The organism is Kitasatospora sp. NPDC036755 (assembly GCF_040636595.1).
Taxonomy (GTDB): domain Bacteria; phylum Actinomycetota; class Actinomycetes; order Streptomycetales; family Streptomycetaceae; genus Kitasatospora.
In genome coordinates this window covers 38438-58790 of record NZ_JBEZUT010000005.1, presented here as the reverse complement: position 1 = coordinate 58790, position 20353 = coordinate 38438, and the positions used below count along the sequence as shown (strand labels likewise).

Sequence of the window (20353 nt, the reverse complement as noted above, 5' to 3'; positions counted from 1 at the left end):
GTCGACGACCTCAAGGGCCTGGGCGAGGTCGCCCGCGAGCGCGGCCTCTGGTTCCACGTGGACGGCGCCTACGGCGGCGCGGGCCTGTTCCCGGCTTCCCACTCCGCGCGACCGGCGGTCCCGGCCTCAGCGGCCGCCGACCGCCTGCTTGACCAGGGTCCGCCCGAAGTCCCACATCAGTCCGCTCCCCCGGTGGGCCTCGTCCATGATGTCCGTGAAGGCGTCCACGAACCGGTCCACATCGCGCTCGGTGACGATCAGCGGCGGGATCAGCTTGATCACTTCCAGGTGGTCCCCGGACACCTGGGTCAGGATGCGGTGCCGTTGCAGCAGCGGCACGACCACCATCTGCGCGAACAGCCCCTTGCGCGCCGCCTGGAGCGCGGTCCAACCGGTGCGCAGCTTGAGCGACTTGGGCCGCCCGAACTCGATCCCGATCATCAGCCCGCGGCCGCGCACCTCGGCGAGCAGCTCGTACCTGTCGACCAGCGCGGTCAGCCGTTCGCGGAGGTGGTCGCCCACCTTGCGGGCGTTCTCCACCACCTGCTCGTCGCGCATCACCTCCAGGGTCGCCAGCCCGGCCGCCATGGCCTGGGCGTTGGCGCCGAAGCTGGCCGAGTGCACCAGCACCCGGTCCATCGAGGAGTACACCTTCTCGAAGATCCAGCTCTTGCCGAGCGTCGCCCCGACCGGCACGTACCCGCCGGACAGCGCCTTGGCCGCGCAGACCAGGTCGGGCAGCACGCCGTCCTCGTGCTGGTAGGCGAAGAATTCGCCGGTGCGGCCGATGCCGGTCTGCACCTCGTCGCAGATCAGCAGCGCCCGGTGCTCGTGGAGCAGTGCCTGGGCGGCCCGCAGCCAGCCGGGCGGCGGCGCCTGGACGCCCTTGCCCTGGATCGGTTCGACGATCAGCCCCGCGACGTCGCCGCGTTTCAACTCCTTGGCCAGCGCGGCGAGATCGCCGAGCGGGATGGCGGTGTCCGGCAGCAGCGGGTCGAAGCCCTTGCGGAAGCCGCTCTCCCCGTTGACCGAGAGCGAGCCGGTGGTCAGCCCGTGGAAGGCGTGGTCGGCGTAGAGGATCCGCCGGCGTCTGGTGGCGTACCGGGCGAATTTGAGCGCGGTCTCCACCGCCTCGGTGCCGCTGTTGCCGAAGAACACCCGGTCCAGCCCGGGAGCCTGGGCCAGCAGCCGCTCGGCCAGCAGCCCGGGCAGCGGCGAGCAGTCGAAGCGCACCAGGTCCGGCAGGTCGAGGTCCATCACCTGCCGGATCGCCGAGCGCACCACCGGGTGGTGGCGGCCGAGCGCGAAGATCCCGAAGCCGGCCAGCATGTCGAGGTACTCGTTGCCCTCGGCGTCGTAGAAGTACTGCCCGCGGGCGCGCTCGTAGTACTTGTCGAAGCCGATGGTGTGCAGCATCCGCGGCAGCTGCGGGTTGAGGTAGCGGCCGTGCAACTCGTAGCGTTCGCCGCCGCGTTCGGCGATCAGCTTGGCGAGGTCGAAGGCGGGGCGGTCTGGTTCAGCCGGCATGGCGCGGGTTCGCTCCTCGGGTCGGTAGCAGGTTCTTGGCGAAGACGGCGGTCTGGGCGGCGACCCCGGTCCCGGTGAGCCCGGCCTCCTCCAGGATCTCCCCGCGCGAGGCGTGGCCGAGGAACTCCTGGGGCAGGCCGAGCACCCGCACCGGCACGTCCACGTCGGCGTCTCGCAGCGCCTGGGCGACGGCCGAACCGACGCCTCCGGTACGGCCGTTGTCCTCGACGGTGACCACCAGCCGGTGGGCGGCGGCCAGTTCGGGCAGCGTCGGGTCGACCGGCTTGACCCAGCGCGGGTCGACCACGGTGGCGGTGAAGCCCTCGGCGAGCAGCAGCCGGGCGGCGTCGAGGCAGGCGGAGGCGGTGGTGCCGACCGCGACCAGCAGGATCTCCGGCGCCCGCCCGGTGCGTAGCAGCACGTCCACTCCGCCGATCCGCTCGACGGCCGGCACCGCGGGCCCGATGTTGCCCTTCGGGAAGCGCACGACGGTCGGGGCGTCGCGGACGTCGACGGCCTCGCGCAGCTGGGCGCGCAGCTGTTCGGCGTCGCGTGGCGCGGCGAGCCGCAGGCCGGGTACGACCTGGAGGATCGACATGTCCCACATGCCGTTGTGCGAGGCGCCGTCCGGCCCGGTCACCCCGGAGCGGTCGAGCACGAAGGTGACGCCCAGCCTGTGCAGGGCGACGTCCATCAGGACCTGGTCGAAGGCCCGGTTGAGGAAGGTCGCGTACACCGCGACCACCGGGTGCAGTCCGCCGGTGGCGAGCCCGGCCGCGCTGGTGACGGCGTGCTGCTCGGCGATCCCGACGTCGAAGGTCCGTTCCGGATAGGCCTTGGCGAACGGGGCCAGGCCCACCGGCTGGAGCATGGCCGCGGTGATCGCCACCAGGTCCGGCCGCTCGGCACCGAGGGTGACCAGCTCGTCCCCGAACACCGAGGTCCAGGAGACCCCGCCGGTGGGCGAGATCGGCAGGCAGGTGTACGGGTCGATCGGGTTGACGGCGTGGAAGCGGTCGGCCTCGTCCTGCTCGGCCGGCCGGTAGCCGCGTCCCTTGACGGTCAGGCAGTGCACGATGACGGGCCCGCCGAAGTTGCGGGCCTGGCGCAGCGCCTGTTCGACCGCGCCCAGGTCGTGGCCGTCGATCGGCCCGAGGTACTTGAGGCCGAGGTCCTCGAACATGCCCTGCGGGGCGAAGGCGTCCTTGAAGCCCTTCTTGGCGCCGTGCAGCGCGTCGAAGATCGGCTGGCCGACCAGCGGGGTGCGCTGCAGGGCCTCCTTGCCGAGTGCGAGGAAGCGTTCGTAGCCCTGGGTGGTGCGCAGGGTGGCCAGGTGGTTGGCGAGGCCGCCGATGGTCCTGGCGTAGGAGCGCTCGTTGTCGTTGACGACGATGACCAGCGGCCGGTCGCGCGCCTCGGCGATGTTGTTGAGCGCCTCCCAGGCGAGCCCGCCGGTGAGCGCGCCGTCGCCGATCACCGCGACGGTGTGCCGGTCGTGCTGGCCGAGCAGCCGGGCGGCCTTGGCCAGGCCGTCGGCGTAGGAGAGCGCGGTGGAGGCGTGCGAGTTCTCGACCAGGTCGTGCTCGGACTCGCCCCGCGAGGGGTACCCGGAGAGTCCGCCGCGCATCCGTAGCCGGCTGAAGTCCTGTCGGCCGGTGAGCAGTTTGTGGACGTAGCTCTGGTGGCCGGTGTCGAAGACGATCCGGTCGTACGGCGAGTCGAAGACCCGGTGCAGGGCGATGGTCAGCTCCACCACGCCCAGGTTGGGCCCGAGGTGGCCGCCGGTGCGGGTGACGGCGTCGATCAGGAAGTCGCGGATCTCGTCGGCGAGCAGCGGGAGTTCGACGGCGGGGAGCTTGCGCAGCTCGGCCGGGGACGTGACGCGGGAGAGCAGTGACATGGGTACACCTCACGACTCGGAGCGGTGCGGTGGCGCCTCCACCCGGTCCGGAAGCGGGCCCGGCCCGGCGCTGGGGCGGCGCCGGCCCGGGCGCGGGGCCCGGGCCGGGGTGCCGACCTGGAGGTCAACTCCCGTCTCAGCGGCCCTTGTTGCCGCTGACGGTCTCGGTGATGGCGCGCAGCGACTGCTGGAGCGAGCCCATCGTCGCGAGGACGGCGGTCGGCTCGTAGCCGCAGTGGGCCATGCAGTTCTCGCAGCGCGGGTCCTTGCCGCGGCCGTACTTGCTCCAGTCCGTCTTCTCGACCAGTTCGCGGTAGGTCGGCACGTAGCCGTCGGCCATCAGGTAGCAGGGCCGCTGCCAGCCGAACAGCGAGTAGTTGGGGATGCCCCAGGGGGTGCACTCGAAGTCGGCCTTGCCCTCCAGGAAGTCCAGGAAGAGCGGGCTGTGGTTGAGCCGCCAGCGCCGGCGGTTGCCGTCGGCGAAGGCCTTGCGGAAGAGCTCCCTGGTCTGCTCGACCCCGAGGAAGTGCTCCTGGTCGGGCGCCTTCTCGTAGGCGTAGGCGGGCGAGATCATCATCTCGTCCACCTTGAGCTCGTCGTTGAGGTAGTCCAGGACGTCGATGACGGTCTGCGGGGTGTCGGTGTTGAAGAAGGTGCTGTTGGTGGTGACCCGGAAGCCGCGCCGCTTGGCCTCCTTGATCGCCGCCACCGCCTCGTCGAAGGTGCCCTCCTTGGCCACCGACTCGTCGTGCCGCTCCCGCAGGCCGTCGATGTGCACCGCGAAGGTGAAGTACGGCGAGGGCGTGAACTTGTCCATCTTCTTGCGCATCAGCAGCGCGTTGGTGCAGAGGAAGACGTACTTGCGGCGCTCGACCAGCTGCCGGACGATCTCGTCGATCTGCGGGTGCATCAGCGGCTCGCCGCCGGCGATCGAGACCATCGGCGCACCCGACTCCAGGACCGCGCCGACCGCCTGGGCGACGGGCATCCGCTGCTTCAGGACGCCCGCGGGGTGCTGGATCTTGCCGCAGCCCTCGCAGGCGAGGTTGCAGGCGAAGAGCGGTTCCAGCTCCACGATCAGCGGGAACTTGTCCCGGCGCTTGAGCAGCTTCTGCTGCATGAGGTAGGTGCCGACCCGCACGGTCTGGCGCAACGGCATGGCCATGGCTAGCTCGCCTCCTGGGGGAGCGTCGAGGATGTGGGGTGGTTCAGGTCCGCGGAGCCGTTCAGGACCGCGGGTCCGGGCGCGCGCTCCTGCCGGTACCAGTCGACGAGGGCGGGCACCGTCGCCCTCAGGGTCCGCCAGGCGCGCACCCCGGCCGGGAGGGTGCCGAACCGCAGCAGTTCGTGCTCAGGCGTGTCCACCACCACGCGCAGGACGGCCGTCGGCAGTACGGGCCGCACCTCCCGCAGCGCGGCCAGGACGGCGGCGGCCTCCATGTCGACGGCGAGCGCGCCCTGGACGTGCAGTGCCCGCCGTTCGATGCCGCGCACCACGTGGTCGGCGGTGTGGTGCACGCCGGTGTGCACGGTCAGGCCGCGCTCCTTCAGCGCCCGGGTGAGCTCCGCCCCGGAGTCGAGCGGGTACAGGTGGCCCTCGGCGTCGCGCACGCCGTCGGCGGCGACCACGTCGCCGGGCTGCACGCCCGGGCCGAGCGCGGCTCCGAAACCGGCCACCACCACGGCGCCGTACCCGGTGGGGGCGGAGCCGAGCAGCCGACGGACGGCCAGCCCGGCGCGCCGCCGGCCGACCCCGGTGCGCACCAGCACCGGGGACCCGCCGGGCGCGCCGCGCCAGTCACCGCCGCGCAGGGCCCAGACCTCGGGGCCCAGGGCGCAGAGCACCAGCAGCGGCGCGGTGGTCACCGCGCCGCTCCGATCGCCGGAGCGCCGTCGGCCCGGCTCGTGCCCGGGGCGCCGTGGACGTAGCGGCCGAGCGCGGTGACCGGGAAGACCAGCCGGTACAGGTGGTAGTTGATGGAGAAGTCCCACGGGAAGCCGGTTCCGGTGAACTGCGGTTCGTCCCAGGTGCCCTCGGGCAGCTGGGTGCGCACCAGCCACTCCACGCCGCGCTCCACCGCGGGGTTGGCCCGGCCCTGCGGCCCCTCGCCGGCCGAGAGCAGCGCCATCAGCGCCCAGGCGGTCTGCGAGGCGGTGGAGTCGCCGCGCCCGGCCCAGCGCGCCGGGTCGTCGTAGGAGCGCATGTCCTCGCCCCAGCCGCCGTCGGCGTTCTGCCGGTCCTCCAGCCAGCGCACCGCCCGGCGGATCGCCGGGTGCTCGTCGGGGACGCCGGCCGCGACCAGGGCGGGCAGCACCGAGCCGGTGCCGTAGATGTAGTTGGTGCCCCAGCGGCCGAACCAGGAGCCGTCGGCCTCCTGGTTGCGCAGCAGCCACTCGATGCCGCGCCTGGTCCGGGGGTCGCGGGAGCGGCCGGTCTCGGCGAGCATCTCCACCACGTGCGCGGTGACGTCGGCGGACGGCGGGTCGACGACCTCGCCGAAGTCGCAGAACGGCAGCTTGTTGGGCAGCGTGCTGGTGTTGTCCACGTCGAAGGCGCCCCAGGCACCGTTCTTGGACTGCATGCCGAGGTTCCACAGCACCGCCCGGTCGACCGCGCCGTCGACCCTGGCCGGGTCGGGGTGGGCGACCCGGCGCAGCGCGAGCACCACCTCGGCGGTGTCGTCGATGTCGGGGTAGGTGTCGTTCTCGAACTCGAAGGCCCAGCCGCCGGGGGCGAGCCCGGGCCGCTGGACGGCCCAGTCGCCGCGCTTGCGGATCTCCTCGCCGAGCATCCAGTCGACGGCGGAGACCAGCGCCGGGTGGTCGGCCGGAACCCCGCCGTCGACCAGGGCGATGGTGGCCAGGCAGGTGTCCCAGACCGGGGACTGGCAGGCCTCCAGCCAGCGCTTGCCGTCCTCGGTGTGCACGGTGAAGCGGTCGAAGGAGGAGAGCCCGGCCTTCATCACCGGGTGCTCCAGCTCGTAGCCCTCCAGGTGCAGGGCGATCAGCGAGTAGACGGCGGGGGGCTGGATGCCGCCCCAGCAGCCGTCGGCCTCCTGGCGCTCGACGATCCAGCGGCAGGCCTGCGAGACGGCCAGTCGGCGCAGCGGGCGGAAGGCCCGGCGGTGGTAGGCGTGCAGCACCTTGTCGAGGCGTTCGAAGAGGCCGTCCCAGGTGGTGGCGGGGGCGAGCGGCCGGTGGGGGTACGGGTCGTCCGGGTCGGTGTGCAGCTCGGTGAGCGCGAAGGGGGCCGGACGGACCGGGCGGTGGGAGGAGACCACGGTCAGCGGGACGATGGTCTGGCGGGCCCAGCAGCCGAAGGCGTAGATGTTCAGCGGCAGCCACCGGGGCAGGAAGATGATCTCGGGGGGCATCTCGGGCAGCCGGTCCCAGGGCCACCAGCCGAACAGGGCGAGCCAGATCCGGGTGAACACCCGGGCCGCCGCGATGCCCCCGGCGGAGCGGACGTAGCGCGCGGCGGCGAGCATGTGCGGGGCGTCCGGGTCGTCGCCGGCCAGTTTGAGCGCGACGTATGCCTCGACGGTGGTGGACAGCTCGGGCGGCCCGCCGTGGAAGGTGGACCAGGTGCCGTCCTCGCGCTGCTGGGAGCGGATCCACTCGGCGGTGGCGCGGGTCTGCTCCTCGGTGCGGATTCCCAGGAACTGTCGGAGCAGTAAGTCCTCGGCGTCCATGGTGACGTTGGTCTCCAGGTCGCCCTTCCACCAGCCCTCGGACGACTGCAGGGAGAGCAGGTGGGTGGAGGCGCGGGCCAGGGCCTCCCGTGCGTCGGCCGGCCGGAGGTCCGCCTCACCGGCCGGCCGGAGCTGGTCGGTGTCCTCGGGCTGCCACCTCCCCGCGCCCAGCAGGGTCGGGGGGCGGTCGCCCACCGCGACCGGCTCGGAATCGTACTCAGGGTCGAGCCGGCCGTCCGCGGTTGCTGTCAACGTAACGTCACCTCTCTCGTACCACCACGAATTCGGCGAGTGCGACGAAGTGCTCGCGCACCTCGTCGGTCATGGGCACCTCGTCCAGGGCGGCGAGGGCAGTCGTGTGCTGGCGGCGGGCCTCCTCCTGGGTCCAGGCACGGCCGCCGGCCTCCTCGATCAGCGCGGCCCGGGCGGCGAGCTCGGGCTCGCTCTCCTCCCCGCGTCCCTTGGGGTCGGCCAGTTCCTCGGCGAGCCGGCGCGAGGCCGCTCCGCCCTCGGCGAGTGCGGCGGCCACCGGCAGGGACTTCTTGCGCTGGCGCAGGTCGCCCCAGTGCGGCTTGCCGGTGACCTCGGTGGCACCCCAGATGCCGAGCAGGTCGTCCACCGCCTGGAAGGCCAGGCCCAGGTGGTGGCCGTAGCGCTCCAGCGCTCCGGAGACCTTGTCGTCGGCGCCGGCCAGGACGGCTCCGATCGCCGAGGCGGCGGCCAGCAGCGCCGCCGTCTTTCCGCCCTCCATCTCCAGGCACTCCGCGACCGTGACGCTGTCGCGCTGTTCGAAGGCGACGTCCATGGCCTGGCCGTCGATCAGCCGGCGGGTCGCCGTGGTGAGCAGCCGGACGGCACGCGCGGCGTCGGTGGGGCTCGTGTCACCGGTCACCGCGGCGTCGAGCAGCACCTCCGTGCCGAGCGTCGCCAGGGCGTCACCGACCAGGATCGCCTGGGCCGGGCCGAAGACCGTCCAGGCGGTGGCCCGGTGCCGTCGGGTCTCGTCACCGTCCATCAGATCATCATGGAGGAGGGAGAAGTTGTGCACCAGTTCAACCGCGACCCCGCCGGGCACCCCCACCTCCTCCGCCGCACCGGTGGCACGGGCGGACAGCAGCGCCAGCGCGGGGCGCACGGCCTTGCCGCCGTCCCCCGTCACCGGGGTGCCGTCCCGGTCGATCCAGCCGAAGTGGTAGGCGGCGACGGTGTCCATGGGTGCGGCCAATCGGGCGACGGCGGCCCGTAGCGGCGGGGTGCAGAGCGTACGGCTGCGGGCCAGCAGCTCCGGCACCGAGACCGGTTCGGCGTGCGCCGTGCCTCCGACGGCGAAGCCGGTGCGTGACTCCACGTGCGTTCCCTCTCCCTCGTGGTGCCGGACCGCCCGGGGCGACCGGGTGCTGTCGGTGCGGCTGGTGTCGAATCGAGTGCCAGTGCCGGTGGCGCCGGTGGTACCGGTCGTACCGGTGCGGCCGAACGGGCCGTTCCCGACGGTCGCGCCGATGCGGTCGACGCTACGCCCGTCGGCTCTGGCGGGCTCTCCGGCGGCGGGGCCCGCCGTCACCTGGGCCACCTCCCGTCGCCGCGGTCCACCGGCACCCTGGCGCCGGCGGCGGCGAGTGCGGCGTCGGCCGCGGCGTGACCGCTTCGCACCGCGCCCTCCATGGTCGCGGGCCAGCCGGTGGCCGTCCACGAGCCGGCCAGCAGCAGGCCGGGGACGTCGGTGCGGGCCGACGGCCGCAGCGCCCCGTTGCCCGGGGCCGGGTCGAAGGTCGCGGTGCGTTCCCGGGTGACGAAGAAGTCCAGCACCTCGGCCCGGGCCGCGGCCGGCAGCAGCCGGCCCAGCTCGGGCAGGTAGCGCTCGCGCAGTTCGGCCACCGGCAGGTCGATCTCGTCCTGTGCGGCGGACTGCGACAGCGCCAGGTACTGGGCACCCGGGTGGGCCCGGCCCGTCGGAGTGGCGGCCAGGCCGGAGTGCGCGGTGCGGTCGAAGACCCACTGGACCGGGGAGCCGAGCGCGGCGAAGAACGGGCGGCGCAACACCTTGCGGTCGTAGACCACGTGCACGTTGAGGATCGGCGCGGTGCCGAACCCGGCCAGCCGCTCCTGCCCGGGGATCGCGTTCGGCGGCAGCAGCGCGGCCGCGCTGTCCTGGGCGCCGGCCAGCACGACGGTGTCGGCGCCGAGCAGTTCCCCGCTCTCCAGCCGGACGGCGTGCTGCGGCGCGGCGGGCTTCAGTTCGGCCACCCGGGCCCGCAGCAGCACCCGTACGCCGGCCCGCTCCAGTTCGGCGAGCGCCCGGTCGTGGTGAATCGTGCCGAGCGGGACGGCGGCGGTGCCGATGTCCGAGGCGCCCGGGTCGGAGAGCAAGCCGGTCTTGAAGACCATCCCGGCGAGCGCCGTCGACACCTGGTCGGCCCGGCCGTTCAGGGTGGCGACGCCGACCAGGTCCCACAGGGCGGCCCGGGTGGCGGCGTTCTGCCCGTGGCGGTCCAGCCACTCGCCGAAGGAGACCTCGTCCAGCGCCGGGTCGGCGAGGTCCAGGCCCTTCAGGGCGAGCGCGCCGCGGACCACCCGGGCGCGGTCGGCCGGGGACAGGTGCGGGTAGCGGGCCAGGCTGCCGGCCAGGTGCAGCGGGACGGGCAGGCCCGTCCGGCGCAGTCGGCCGAGGGTGCGGACCGGGGCTGCCCGCGGCCCGGTGACGGAGAGTACCGGGATGTCGAGGCGGTCCTGGAGGTGGACCAGCCGGGAGGCGCCGAGGCGCTCCAGCAGGCCGCGGTAGGCGGTGCAGCAGCGCAGGTAGACGTGCTGGCCGTTGTCGACGGTCAGCTCGCCGCGCTGGAAGGAGAAGGCGAGGCCGCCGAGCCGGGGCCGCCCCTCGGCGAGGGTGACCCGGTGGCCCGCCTCGGCGAGGCGCAGTGCGGTGGTGATCCCGGCCAGGCCGCCGCCGACCACGACGGCGGCCGGGCGCGCGGCGTCGGCTCGCCCGGTCATCGGCCCTCCCCCTCGCAGTCGGTGGACCGCCCGCGGGCGGTCCCGGAAGCCGTCACTCGATCGTTCAACGCAAAACTACCCACACGTGAATCCGCGCTGACACAGCGTGACAGAACTGTTGCGAGAATCAAGAACGCCCCCCGGCGAGCCCGGAAAGCGCCACGTACGCCTTCTCCCAGCCGGGCAGCGAGACCCGGCCGCGCAGCACCGACTCCGGGTCGGTGGCGATCCGGCCGAGCAGCCGGTGGTAGATCCCGGCCATCGCGGCGGTGCAGGCGCGGCTGCGGCGGTCGAGCATCGGCAGCAGCCGCAGGCCCTCCTCGAAGGCGGCCTGGGCGCGGGCGGCCTCGAAGGCCACCAGTCCGGTGAAGTCCGCGCCGACCGGCGGCTCGGGCAGCGCGAAGCCCTGCTCGCAGCCGAACCGGACCAGGTCCTCGCTCGGCAGGTAGGTACGGCCGTTCAGGGCGTCCTCGCGCAGGTCGCGCAGGATGTTGGTGAGCTGCAGCGCCAGGCCCAGGGTGTCCGCGTAGCGTGCCCCGAGCTCCGGGTCGTCGCAGCCGTAGACGCCCAGCGAGAGCCGGCCGATCGCGCCGGCGACGCAGCGGCAGTAGACCTTCAGCTCGTCGTAGGTCTGGTACTCGGCGCCCTTGAGGTCCATCTCGACGCCGTCGATCAGTTCGTCGAAGCCGCCGAGCGGGATCGGGAAGCGCCGGGCCGCGTCGGCCAGGGCGACCTTGATCGGGTCGGTGTCGTCCTCGGCGACCACCCCGGAGCGGACCTCGTCCACGAGTTCCCGGGTGCGCAGCAGCGCCTCGGCCTTCCGGTCGTCCGGGAGGTCTCCGTCGCCGATGTCGTCCACCCGCCGGGCCAGGGCGTACAGGGCCGACATGGCCAGCCGCTTGGGTTCGGGCAGCAGCCGGATGCCGTAGCTGAAGTTGCGCGCCTGCAGTCCGGTGACTGCCTCGCAGTACCGGTACGCCGCCATGACCTGGGCCGACGCCAGTGGTGATGCCGCCACTCGGGCGTTCACCTTCCCTTCGCGAAGATGGCCGCCGCCTTCACTGCGAGGCGGCGCTTGTCAGGCTTCGCCTGCTGGGCGAGCACGTCGTACCCGGCGTCCTCGACGGCCGCCAGGGCCGCGTAGCCGCCTGCGGTGAATCCCGCCAGGAGCAGTCGAAGCCTCCCCCGAACCGTACCTACCAATGGTGCGCCGCGGTCGAGCAGGGTGCGGGCCCGCTCGACCTCGAAGGCGATCAGCTCGCGCACCGCGCCGTCGGCGGAGGGGGCGGCCAGGTCCGCCTCGGTGACGCCGAAGCGGGCCATGTCCTCGGCGGGCAGGTAGATCCGGCCGTGGGCCAGGTCCTCGGCCACGTCCTGGAGGTGTTCGACCACCTGGAGGCCGCTGCACACGGCGTCGGAGAGTTCGATCCGCTCGGGGGTGGAGACGCCCGCGATGGCCAGCACGAGGCGACCGACCGGGTCGGCGGAGAGGGTGCAGTAGCCGATCAGGTCGTCGAAGGTGGCGTAGCGGGCGGTGGTCTGGTCCACCCGGTTGGCCTCGATCAGACGGCGGAACGGCTCGGGGGTCAGGCCGCGCCGGTCGACCAGCGGGACGAGGGCGCTCATCAGCGGGTGGCGGGGGCGGTCGGTGCCGGCCGCGGAGCCGCCGGCGGTGCGCAGCGCCGTCTCGAACACCCGGTCGAGGTCCCGCTCCAGCCCGTCGAGCAGGGCGAGCCGGAAGGCCGTCTCCTGCGCGGTCGGCGGGCCGGACTGGTCCGAAGGGGTGGCGGGGGGCGTCCCCTCGACGCCGAGCAGGCGGGCGGTGGCGGCCGGGTCGGCCAGGTCGCCGTCGCCGGCGTCGTCGACCAGGCGGGCGAAGCCGTACACCGCCATCAGGTCGTCGCGCCAGGCCGCGGGCAGGAAGAACGGGGCGACGGGGAAGTTCTCCGCGCCCGCCTTGTCCAGGGTCTGTCCTGCGGATCCGTTCACCGGCGTATCTCTGGGCTGGGCCGAAGCCGACACTGCTGTCACTCCCCCGTTCTACACCGCGTGGCACGACCGGCCCGACTCGGACACGCGTCCGAGCGCGGGCGTCACGCACGGCACACCGCCCCCGAGACCACCAGGCTGACACGCCCGGGCGCGCCGGAGAAGACCGCCCCGCCCGGGGCACGGGGGCGCTCGCCCCGGCGCTCGCGGGCCGCCCGGCGCACCAGGGGGCGCGCAAGGCGAAGGGCCGGTCCCGGAGAATTCCGGAACCGGCCCCTGTGAGTGTGACGGGGACTACGGTCGCTCGCCGCGCTCGTAGCGGCTGACGACCTCCTCGGTGGGCCCGTCCATGACCAGCTCGCCGGCCTCGATCCATATGGTCCGCTCGCAGACCTCACGGATCGAGTTGTTGTCGTGGCTGACCAGGAAGACCGTACCGGCGGACTTGCGCAGCTCGTCGATCCGCCGCTTGCTGCGCTGCTGGAAGGCCTGGTCGCCGGTGGCGAGGGCCTCGTCGATCAGCAGCACGTCGTGGGTCTTCGCGGCCGCGATCGAGAACCGCAGCCGGGCGCCCATGCCGGAGGAGTAGGTGCGCATCGGCAGGGAGATGAAGTCGCCCTTGTCGTTGATGCCGGAGAAGTCGACGATGTCCTGGTAGCGCGCCCTCACCTGGGCCGGGGTCATGCCCATCGCCAGGCAGCCGAGGATGACGTTGCGCTCACCCGTGAGCTCGTTCATCAGCGCGGCGTTGACGCCCAGCAGCGAGGGCTGGCCGTTGGTGTAGATGCCGCCCTTCTCGGTCGGCAGCAGGCCCGCGATGGCGGCCAGCATGGTCGACTTGCCGGAGCCGTTGGAGCCGATCAGACCGATCGCCTCACCCTTGTACGCGGTGAAGCTGATGCCCTTGACCGCGTGCACCTCGCGCACGCCGGCGGCGCGCTTGCGGCTGATGATGCGACTCAGCGCCGAGGTGGCGCTGCCCTTGCCGGAGCCGGCGCCGTGCACCTTGTAGACGATGTGCACGTCGTCGACGACGACGGTGGGCTCGCGGGCCACGTCCGCGTCCTGGACGAGGTCGTCCTTGCTCAGGTCGATGTCAGCCACGGCCGTACTCCTCCTCGGCCTTCCAGAAGAAGACGTATCCGACGACGAACATGCCCACGCCCCAGGCGAGGCCGTACGCCCACTGGTGTGCCGGGAGGGACTGGTGCACCGGCTGGTGCGGGTTGTAGATGACCGGCGCGAACGCGTGCCGCAGCAGGTCCATGTAGACCGACGCCGGGTTGAGCGACATCAGCGTCTGGATGTAGTGCGGCCAGTGCGTGATCTTGTCCTGGATGCTGAACATCACACCGGACAGGAACATCCAGGCGCGCATCACGAACGGGATCAGCTGGGAGATGTCGCTGGTCCGGGAGCCGATCCGGGCCATCACCAGGGAGATGCCGGTGTTGAACAGCGTCTGCAGCAGCAGCGCCGGGATGATCAGCAGCCACGTCCGGCCCGGGGTGATCCCGGCGGCGAGCACGGTGACGACCAGCACCACCATCGAGATCAGCAGCTGCTGGAGCTGGATCACGGTGAAGGCGATCGGGAGGCTGGCCCGGGGGAAGTGCAGCGCCCGGATCAGCCCGAGGTTGTCGGAGATCGCCCGGGTGCCGGCCTGCACCGCGTTCTGGGTGAACTGGAAGACGAAGACGCCGATGCACAGCCAGGCGATGTAGGTGTTGTCCGGGAAGCCCTGCTTGCTCGCCAGGATCACGCCGAAGACCAGGTAGAACACCGCGCAGTTGAGCAGCGGGGTCACCACCTGCCACAGCTGGCCGAGCTTGGCGTTGGTGTACTGGGCCACCAGGCGGGCGGTGGCGAAGGCCCAGATGAAGTGGCGCCGGGCCCAGAGCTGCTTGGAGTAGGCGAACAGGCCGGGACGGGCGCCGCTCACCGTCAGACCGTACTTGTCCGCAAGCTGCTTGGGGGTCAGGCCCGCGTCCGCCCCCCTGGGGGCCGAGAGGCTGACGGGTTCACTCACTGTCGACACATTCGTCCTTCACGCGGGATCGGTCGGGGCGGCCGGTCGGCGGGGTCCGCCGGTCGTGCGCCGATGGGGATCCACTGGGATCTCGGGGGAGCCGGCCGGTGTGTGGGCACCGGCCGCAGCGATCGGCCGTCCGACGGGGGTGCCCGTCGGACGCGATCAGATGATCGGTGGTCGGCCCAGCCTGGTCAGTCGCCAGACGGTACGCCACCGCATGGGCCGCCGCGGACCACAGGGTTCGCGCCAGCCCGCCCGGAATCCGCCCCACCAGGCCTTCAGCGCCTCCGGGGAGGGGCGGCGGGCCAGGGTCAGCAGGAACCAGGTTCCCAGATAGAGAGGCACCAACAGGGCCGGAAGGTTCCGCCTCGCGAGCCAGACCCGGTTCCGGGCCACGTTGTGGAAGTAGGTCGCGTGGCGGGCGGGCGAGGTCGTGGGGTGGTGCAGCACCACGTCCGCCCGGTAGTCGATGGCCCAGCCGGCGTCCAGCGCACGCCACGCGAGGTCGGTCTCCTCGTGGGCGTAGAAGAACTCGGCGGGCAGCTGCCCGGCCTGCTCGAACACCTTGCAGCGCACCGCGCTCGCGCCGCCCAGGAAGGTGGTCACCCGGGACGAGCGCAGCGGGTCGCTGGCGCGCAGCCGGGGGACGTGCCGGCGCTGGGTGACCCCGGTCTCCGGGTCGGCGATCCGGAAGGAGACGATGCCCAGCTCCGGGTCGGCGGTGAAGGCCTCGCGCAGCAGGCGGGCCGAGTCGGTGCGCGGCAGGTTCCCGTCGTCGTCCAGGAAGAGGACGGCGTCGACCTCCGCGCCGTCCCGGCCGAACAGCTCGATGCCGACGTTGCGGCCGCCCGGGATTCCCAGGTTCTCCGGCAGCTCGACGGTGCGCACGCCCTCGGGCAGCGGGGGCAGCTCCACGCCCTGGCCGACCACGGCCAGCTCGACCGCCGGGCCCTCCTGGGCGCGGACGGCCTCGATCAGGGCGTTGAGCTCGGCGGGCCGGTTGCCCATGGTGATGATCACGGCGCCGAGGCGGAAGTTCTCCGCGGTGCTCTCGGCGCTCATCGCAGCCTGCTGGAGAGGACGATGCTCAGCAGGTGCAGCACGGTCTGGAGCATGGCGATCGCCGCCAGCACCACCACCGCGAGCCGGGTGAAGAGGAGCCCGCCGTGCACCGCGTCCGCGACGCCCGCGGCCAGGATGAACAGCGAGGCCTCGACCGCGCCGACCAGCCGGTGGAACTTCAGGACGGAGGCCGCCCGGCGGGCCTTGGCGACGGACGCCGAGCGCGGCACCGAGGCGCTGTCCTCGACGGCCGTCAGACCGCTGCGGGCCCGGGCCACGTCCACCAGGTCGGTCTCGGACTTGATCAGGATCGCGCCCAGCGCGGCCAGGGTGCCGAGGAAGGCCCACTCCCAGTGGGAGCCGGCGCCCTCGCGGTGCAGCAGGTCGGTGGCGCGCAGGCCGAGGCCGGTCAGCAGGGCCGCCTCGGACATGTAGTGGCCGACCCGGTCCAGGTAGACACCGGTGAGCGAGGTCTGCCGGCGCCAGCGGGCCACCTCGCCGTCCACACAGTCCAGCAGCAGGTAGACCTGGATCAGCAGGGCGCCCAGCACGGCGCCCGCGATGCCCGGCACGACCAGCGCGGCACCGGCCAGGATGCCGGTGAACATCATCAGGTACGTCAGGCCGTTGGGCGTGATCGCCGTCACGGTGGAGAGCACGCGGGTGATCCGCAGCGAGATCTTCCGCATGTACAGGCGTCCGGCCCAGTGCTCGGCGCTGCGGCGCTGGAGCATGCCCTCCGGGTGGATCACCGCGCGCAGCTCCTCGATCGAGGGCCTGCGGCTCAGGTCCACCGGGGGACGCCCGGCGCCCGCGGTGGAGGGGTCAGCTGTTGACGGCTTGGACATAGTCGGCGTACGCGTCCCTGATTGCGGAAGGGGAGAGGTCGAGGTGTTCGAGGATGGTGAAGCGCCCCGGTCGGGTGTTCGGAGCGTAGTGCACCGCTTCGGTGAACTCCGCCTCGGTGAAGCCGATCTGAGCCGCGGTCACCGGCAGCCCGTGGCTCGCCAGGCGCTCCACGATCAGACCGGTCAGCTCGCGCTCGCCCCGCAGGAAGCTGGCGAAGGCGGCGCCGAGGCCGACCTGCTCGCCGTGCTGGGCGGACCGCTTGGGATACAGCACGTCCAGGGCATGCGAGATCTCGTGGCAGGCCCCCGACGAGGGCCGGGTGCTGCCCGCGATGTTCATCGCGATGCCGGACAGTACCAGGGCCTCGGCGAGCGCCGTCAGGAGGTCCTGGTCCTGGGTGCTCCCCGGGTGCCGCAGCAGGTTCTCGCCCGCCGAACGGGCCATCGCCACGGCCAGGCCGTCCACCGGCTCGCCGGTCACCGCGTGCGACAGCTCCCAGTCCGCGCACGCCGAGATGTTGGAGACGACGTCGCCCACGCCGGCCGCCACGAAGCGCTGCGGGGCCTGCCGGATCACGTCCAGGTCGACCACGATGCCGATCGGGCTGGGCACCCCGTAGGAGCCGCGGCCCGCATCGTTGTCCAGGGTCGAGACCGGCGAGCAGATGCCGTCGTGGGCCAGGTTGGTGGCGACCGCGACCAGCGGCAGGCCGACCCGGGCCGCGGCGTACTTGGCGGCGTCGATGATCTTGCCGCCGCCGAGGCCCACGATCGCGTCGTAGTGCCCGCCGCGCATCGCCTCGGCCAGCCGCACCGCGCTGTCCAGGCTGCCGTCGTCCACGTTGTACCAGTCGGCGCCCGGCAGGGCCGGCTCCAGGCGGCGGCGCATGGCCGAGCCGGAGCCGTTGCTGATCGCCACCGCGATCCGGCCCGAGGCCGACAGCCGCTGGTCCGCGAGGATGCCGCCGAGCGCGTCCAGCGCGCCCGGGCGGATCTCGACGAACAGCGGCGACGGGACCAGTCGGGTCAGTACCGGCACGCGATCTCCCGAGCCTTCGCCAGGTCGTCGTGGTTGTCGACCTCGACCCAGGAGACCTCGCCGATCGGCTGCACGTCGATCCGCAGGCCCCGGTTCACCATCTCCTGGTAGCCGTCCTCGTAGTACAGCTGGGGGTCGCGCTCGTAGGTGGCGCGCAGCGCGTCGGTCAGATCGGCAGCGGCGGACGGGTTGATCACCGTGACGCCGATGTACTCGCCGGTCGCCTCGTGGGGCTCCATCAGCTTGGTGATGCGGCGCATCCCGGCGGCCGGGTCGACGACGACCTTCATCTCCTCGTCGGCGAGCTTCTTCACCGTGTCGAGGGCGAGCAGGATGCCGGGGGCGGTGCCGGCCTCGGTCAGGCGGGCGTTGCCCTCCAGCATGGTGCGCTGGACGGAGGCCGGGTGGACGGTGTCGCCGTTGGCCAGCAGCAGGCCCTCGGCGAACAGGTCGCGGGCGCACCAGAGCGAGTAGGCGTTGTTCCACTCCTCGGCCTTGTCGTTCTCGACCAGGTGGAGCTTGACGCCGTACTTGCTCTCCAGGGCGTCCTTGCGGTCGTACACGGCCTCCTTGCGGTAGCCGACGACGATCGCGGCCTCGCGCAGTCCGACCTCGGCGAAGTTGCCGAGCGTGAGGTCCAGGACGGTCCGTTCCCCGTCGACCGGCACCAGCGCCTTGGGCAGGGTGTCGGTGTACGGGCGCAGCCGGCGGCCGGCGCCGGCTGCCAGAACGAGGCCGATCATGCGGGTCTCCTGATCCGTCGTGCTGTGCGCGCGGGGCCGTGCCGGAGGGCGGCGGCACCACCGGGCCCCGAACCGGTGCGTGTTCGACCGGGCCGGGCGGCGGCGCGCCGGTGCCGGCACAGATCCGGGCACCGTGTCGTATGTGATGGTAGGCGACCAGGGCGACCGGCCAGAACGCGCCCGCGGGCCCGGGGGCCGTTCCGGCGCCCGGGGAAGGGGGCGCCGGATCCGCAGGGCGGAGGGGTCGTCCCCGCCGGACGGAGGGGCCGTCTCCGCGGGGAGGAGGGGCCGTCTCCGCGGGGAGGTGGGGTCGTCTCCGCGGGGAGGTGGGTCCCGGGACGTTCGAACGGGGCCCGAACGCACGCCGAACGGTTCTGCGAATTCGGCGCCCCTTTCGAGGGCATCTCGGGCCCTTCTCCGGACGGTTTCCGACTCCTCCGGGTCATGATCCGTCCGGTTGTGCGTGGGACCCCTGCCGAGTGCCACCCATACGGCAGACTGGAGCCCGACGCCGGCGCCGGTGCCCCCGCCGTGTCCGACGCACCCGTCCGGTGCGCCGGAGACACCCGATACTCCCGGTGCTCCCGCTCCCGAAAGAGGCCCCATGCCCCAGAGTCTGCCGACCGACCCGACACACTTCGCCGCCGAGATCGACACCGGTCTCGACGTCGAGACCGATGTGACGGTCGCCCCCGGGGCAACCGGGTCCGCCCCCGCCGGAGCCGAGATCCTGCTGGAACTGGTCGACGACGAGGGCGTCACGATCGGCACCGGGGAGAAGCTCTGGGCCCACCAGCAGCCGGGCCGGCTGCACCGCGCCTTCTCCGTCTTCCTGTTCGACCGCCAGGGCCGCCTGCTGCTCCAGCGCCGGGCGCTCGGCAAGTACCACTCCCCCGGTGTCTGGTCGAACACCTGCTGCGGCCACCCGTACCCGGACGAGCGGCCGTTCGTCGCCGCCGCCCGGCGCACCGCCGAGGAGCTGGGCGTCGCACCGGCGCTGCTGTGCGAGGCGGGCACCGTCCGCTACGACCTGCCGGACGAGGCGTCCGGGCTGATCGAGCGCGAGTGGAACCACCTGTTCGTGGGACTGGTCACCGCCCCCGTCGAGCCGAACCCGGAGGAGGTGGACGACTTCGCCTTCGTGACCGCGCAGGAGCTGCGCGAGCTGCGGGCGGAGCGCCCGTTCTCGGTCTGGTTCGAGACGGTCTTCGAGGCCGCGCTCCCCGGCATCCGGGAGATCGCCGGGCGGGACTGGTAGTCCGGGCCCTGCCGTTCCGGTTCCTGCCGGTCCGGCCTTTGACCGCCCGGTCTTTGCCTGCCCGGCCGCTGTCGAGTCGGTCACTGTCGGCCCGATCGCTGCCGGTCCGGCCGCCGTGAGCCCGGTCACTGCCCGTCCGGCCGCGCCGGTGCCGGGCCCGGGCGGTCAGTGGCCGGGCTCCGCGGGGACGGGCAGCGAGGCCCAGATGACCTTGCCGCCCTCCCCCGTGTGTTCGACGTCACACACGCCGCCGGCCTGCAGGGTGACGCTCTTCACCAGCAGCAGGCCGCGCCCACCGGTCCGTCCGGTGTCGTTCTCCAGCGCCTTCGGCCGGTACGGGTCGCCGTCCTCGACCGACACCCGGACCCAGGCCCGTCGCACCGACAGCTCGGTGACCACCTCGGGCGACAGCTCCGCGGCGTGCGTCACCGCGTTGCTCACCAGCTCCGAGACGATCAACAGCAGGTCGTCCACCAGCTCCTGGTAGCGCACCCCGGTCATGCCCAGGGCCAGCAGGCGGTCGCGCACCGCGTGCCGGGTGAGCGGCACCGAGGCCTCGGTGGCCGGCACCGGGAAGCGCCACACGCCTTCCGCCGGGCCCCCGGCGGCGGTGGACCCGCCCGGGCCCTCCGTCCGCCTGCCGCGTCTGGGTTCGGCCTTCGCCGCTCCGCTGATCTGCTCCACGTCCAGCCGCCCCTTCGTCCGCGACCCGGGAATCAGGCGATCCGCTTCATGGCGCCCTCGGTCCACAGAGGCTAGGAGAGCCGTCGCGGCGGCCGTGGCACCGTCGACAAGTTGCCCGTGTCGGACCGGTTCCGGCCGCAACCGACCACGGGTGGTGCGGGAGTCGACCGGTTCCTACGCGGACACCACCGGTTCGGCCCGGATTCGAGCGTGCTCACCGGCCGTACCAACCTGTGCGGGCGGCGTGCGGGCCCGTCCCGGCCGCGCACGGGCCGACCGCGGGACCCGGCCGACCCGACCAGGATGTCCTGCGGCGAGGCCCCGAGGAAGCGCAGGTGAGAAGCACTCCAGAACCCTGGTAATGTTCTCTCTGTCGCCGAGGGGGCGAGGAAAAAGCCCCCGAAGCACACACCCGGTCCGGGTGGCGGAATGGCAGACGCGCTAGCTTGAGGTGCTAGTGCCCTTTATCGGGCGTGGGGGTTCAAGTCCCCCCTCGGACACAAGCGAATTCCCCGTGGGAGCCGAAAGGATCCCACGGGGAATTTCGTTTTTCGGGCCGCCCTTTTCATCCCGGGCCGGCCCCGGTCG

The 20353-nt window shown here is 72.8% G+C and carries 17 protein-coding genes and 1 tRNA gene; 2 read left to right on the top strand and 16 right to left on the bottom strand.

Features of this window, described 5'->3' with window-relative positions:
* Positions 1-126 precede the first annotated feature (126 nt).
* The 15 genes from AB0E96_RS01940 to AB0E96_RS01870 form a co-directional block, all read right to left on the bottom strand.
* Entirely contained in the window at positions 127-1527 is a 1401-nt protein-coding gene (locus tag AB0E96_RS01940) for an aspartate aminotransferase family protein (protein WP_359817336.1), read from the bottom strand.
* Positions 1517-3427, bottom strand: a complete 1911-nt coding sequence (gene dxs / locus AB0E96_RS01935) for a 1-deoxy-D-xylulose-5-phosphate synthase (protein WP_359817334.1) — start codon at positions 3425-3427, stop codon at positions 1517-1519. Before dxs ends, AB0E96_RS01940 begins: the two co-directional genes overlap by 11 nt.
* Before the next feature lie 136 nt (positions 3428-3563).
* Positions 3564-4592 (bottom strand): adenosyl-hopene transferase HpnH, encoded by a 1029-nt coding sequence (hpnH, locus tag AB0E96_RS01930; RefSeq protein WP_359817332.1) that lies wholly within the window; start codon positions 4590-4592, stop codon positions 3564-3566.
* A 2-nt stretch (positions 4593-4594) separates the two neighbouring features.
* Complete coding sequence (locus AB0E96_RS01925; protein ID WP_359817330.1) at positions 4595-5293, bottom strand: 1-hydroxy-2-methyl-2-butenyl 4-diphosphate reductase; 699 nt, start codon at positions 5291-5293, stop codon at positions 4595-4597.
* Positions 5290-7371: a squalene--hopene cyclase gene (shc, locus tag AB0E96_RS01920; protein ID WP_359817328.1), complete on the bottom strand. Its 2082-nt coding sequence runs from the start codon at positions 7369-7371 to the stop codon at positions 5290-5292. The genes AB0E96_RS01925 and shc overlap by 4 nt, the downstream gene beginning before the upstream one ends.
* 7 nt (positions 7372-7378) lie before the next feature.
* The gene (locus tag AB0E96_RS01915; RefSeq protein WP_359817348.1) at positions 7379-8410 is read right to left on the bottom strand and encodes a polyprenyl synthetase family protein; all 1032 of its coding nucleotides are present in this window, start codon (positions 8408-8410) and stop codon (positions 7379-7381) included.
* A 266-nt stretch (positions 8411-8676) separates the two neighbouring features.
* Positions 8677-10110, bottom strand: a complete 1434-nt coding sequence (gene hpnE, locus AB0E96_RS01910) for a hydroxysqualene dehydroxylase HpnE (protein WP_359817326.1) — start codon at positions 10108-10110, stop codon at positions 8677-8679.
* A 127-nt stretch (positions 10111-10237) separates the two neighbouring features.
* Complete coding sequence (hpnD, locus tag AB0E96_RS01905) at positions 10238-11095, bottom strand: presqualene diphosphate synthase HpnD (RefSeq protein WP_359817346.1); 858 nt, start codon at positions 11093-11095, stop codon at positions 10238-10240.
* A gap of 41 nt (positions 11096-11136) precedes the next feature.
* A complete protein-coding gene (hpnC, locus tag AB0E96_RS01900; protein WP_359817324.1) occupies positions 11137-12099 on the bottom strand; it encodes a squalene synthase HpnC in 963 nt (320 codons plus the stop codon).
* Positions 12100-12393: 294 nt separating this feature from the next.
* Positions 12394-13203: an ABC transporter ATP-binding protein gene (locus AB0E96_RS01895; RefSeq protein ID WP_359817322.1), complete on the bottom strand. Its 810-nt coding sequence runs from the start codon at positions 13201-13203 to the stop codon at positions 12394-12396.
* Positions 13196-14137 carry an ABC transporter permease gene (locus AB0E96_RS01890; protein ID WP_359817318.1) on the bottom strand — a complete coding sequence of 314 codons (942 nt, stop codon included), beginning with the start codon at positions 14135-14137 and terminating at the stop codon, positions 13196-13198. The genes AB0E96_RS01895 and AB0E96_RS01890 overlap by 8 nt, the downstream gene beginning before the upstream one ends.
* A 156-nt stretch (positions 14138-14293) precedes the next feature.
* Positions 14294-15193, bottom strand: a complete 900-nt coding sequence (locus AB0E96_RS01885) for a glycosyltransferase (RefSeq protein WP_359817316.1) — start codon at positions 15191-15193, stop codon at positions 14294-14296.
* The gene (locus tag AB0E96_RS01880) at positions 15190-15927 is read right to left on the bottom strand and encodes a CDP-alcohol phosphatidyltransferase family protein (protein ID WP_359817344.1); all 738 of its coding nucleotides are present in this window, start codon (positions 15925-15927) and stop codon (positions 15190-15192) included. Before AB0E96_RS01880 ends, AB0E96_RS01885 begins: the two co-directional genes overlap by 4 nt.
* 91 nt (positions 15928-16018) lie before the next feature.
* The gene (locus AB0E96_RS01875) at positions 16019-17080 is read right to left on the bottom strand and encodes an iron-containing alcohol dehydrogenase family protein (RefSeq protein ID WP_359817314.1); all 1062 of its coding nucleotides are present in this window, start codon (positions 17078-17080) and stop codon (positions 16019-16021) included.
* Positions 17068-17823: a phosphocholine cytidylyltransferase family protein gene (locus tag AB0E96_RS01870; RefSeq protein ID WP_359817312.1), complete on the bottom strand. Its 756-nt coding sequence runs from the start codon at positions 17821-17823 to the stop codon at positions 17068-17070. The genes AB0E96_RS01875 and AB0E96_RS01870 overlap by 13 nt, the downstream gene beginning before the upstream one ends.
* A 604-nt stretch (positions 17824-18427) precedes the next feature.
* Here AB0E96_RS01870 and idi point away from each other — a divergent pair.
* Entirely contained in the window at positions 18428-19081 is a 654-nt protein-coding gene (gene idi, locus AB0E96_RS01865) for an isopentenyl-diphosphate Delta-isomerase (protein ID WP_359817310.1), read from the top strand.
* Between the two features lie 165 nt (positions 19082-19246).
* On the opposite strand, the gene AB0E96_RS01860 is transcribed toward idi, so the two are convergent.
* Positions 19247-19666 carry an ATP-binding protein gene (locus tag AB0E96_RS01860; RefSeq protein ID WP_359817342.1) on the bottom strand — a complete coding sequence of 140 codons (420 nt, stop codon included), beginning with the start codon at positions 19664-19666 and terminating at the stop codon, positions 19247-19249.
* A 514-nt stretch (positions 19667-20180) separates the two neighbouring features.
* Between AB0E96_RS01860 and AB0E96_RS01855 the strand changes: the two genes are divergently transcribed.
* Positions 20181-20265: transfer RNA gene (locus AB0E96_RS01855), tRNA-Leu, on the top strand.
* Positions 20266-20353 lie beyond the last annotated feature (88 nt).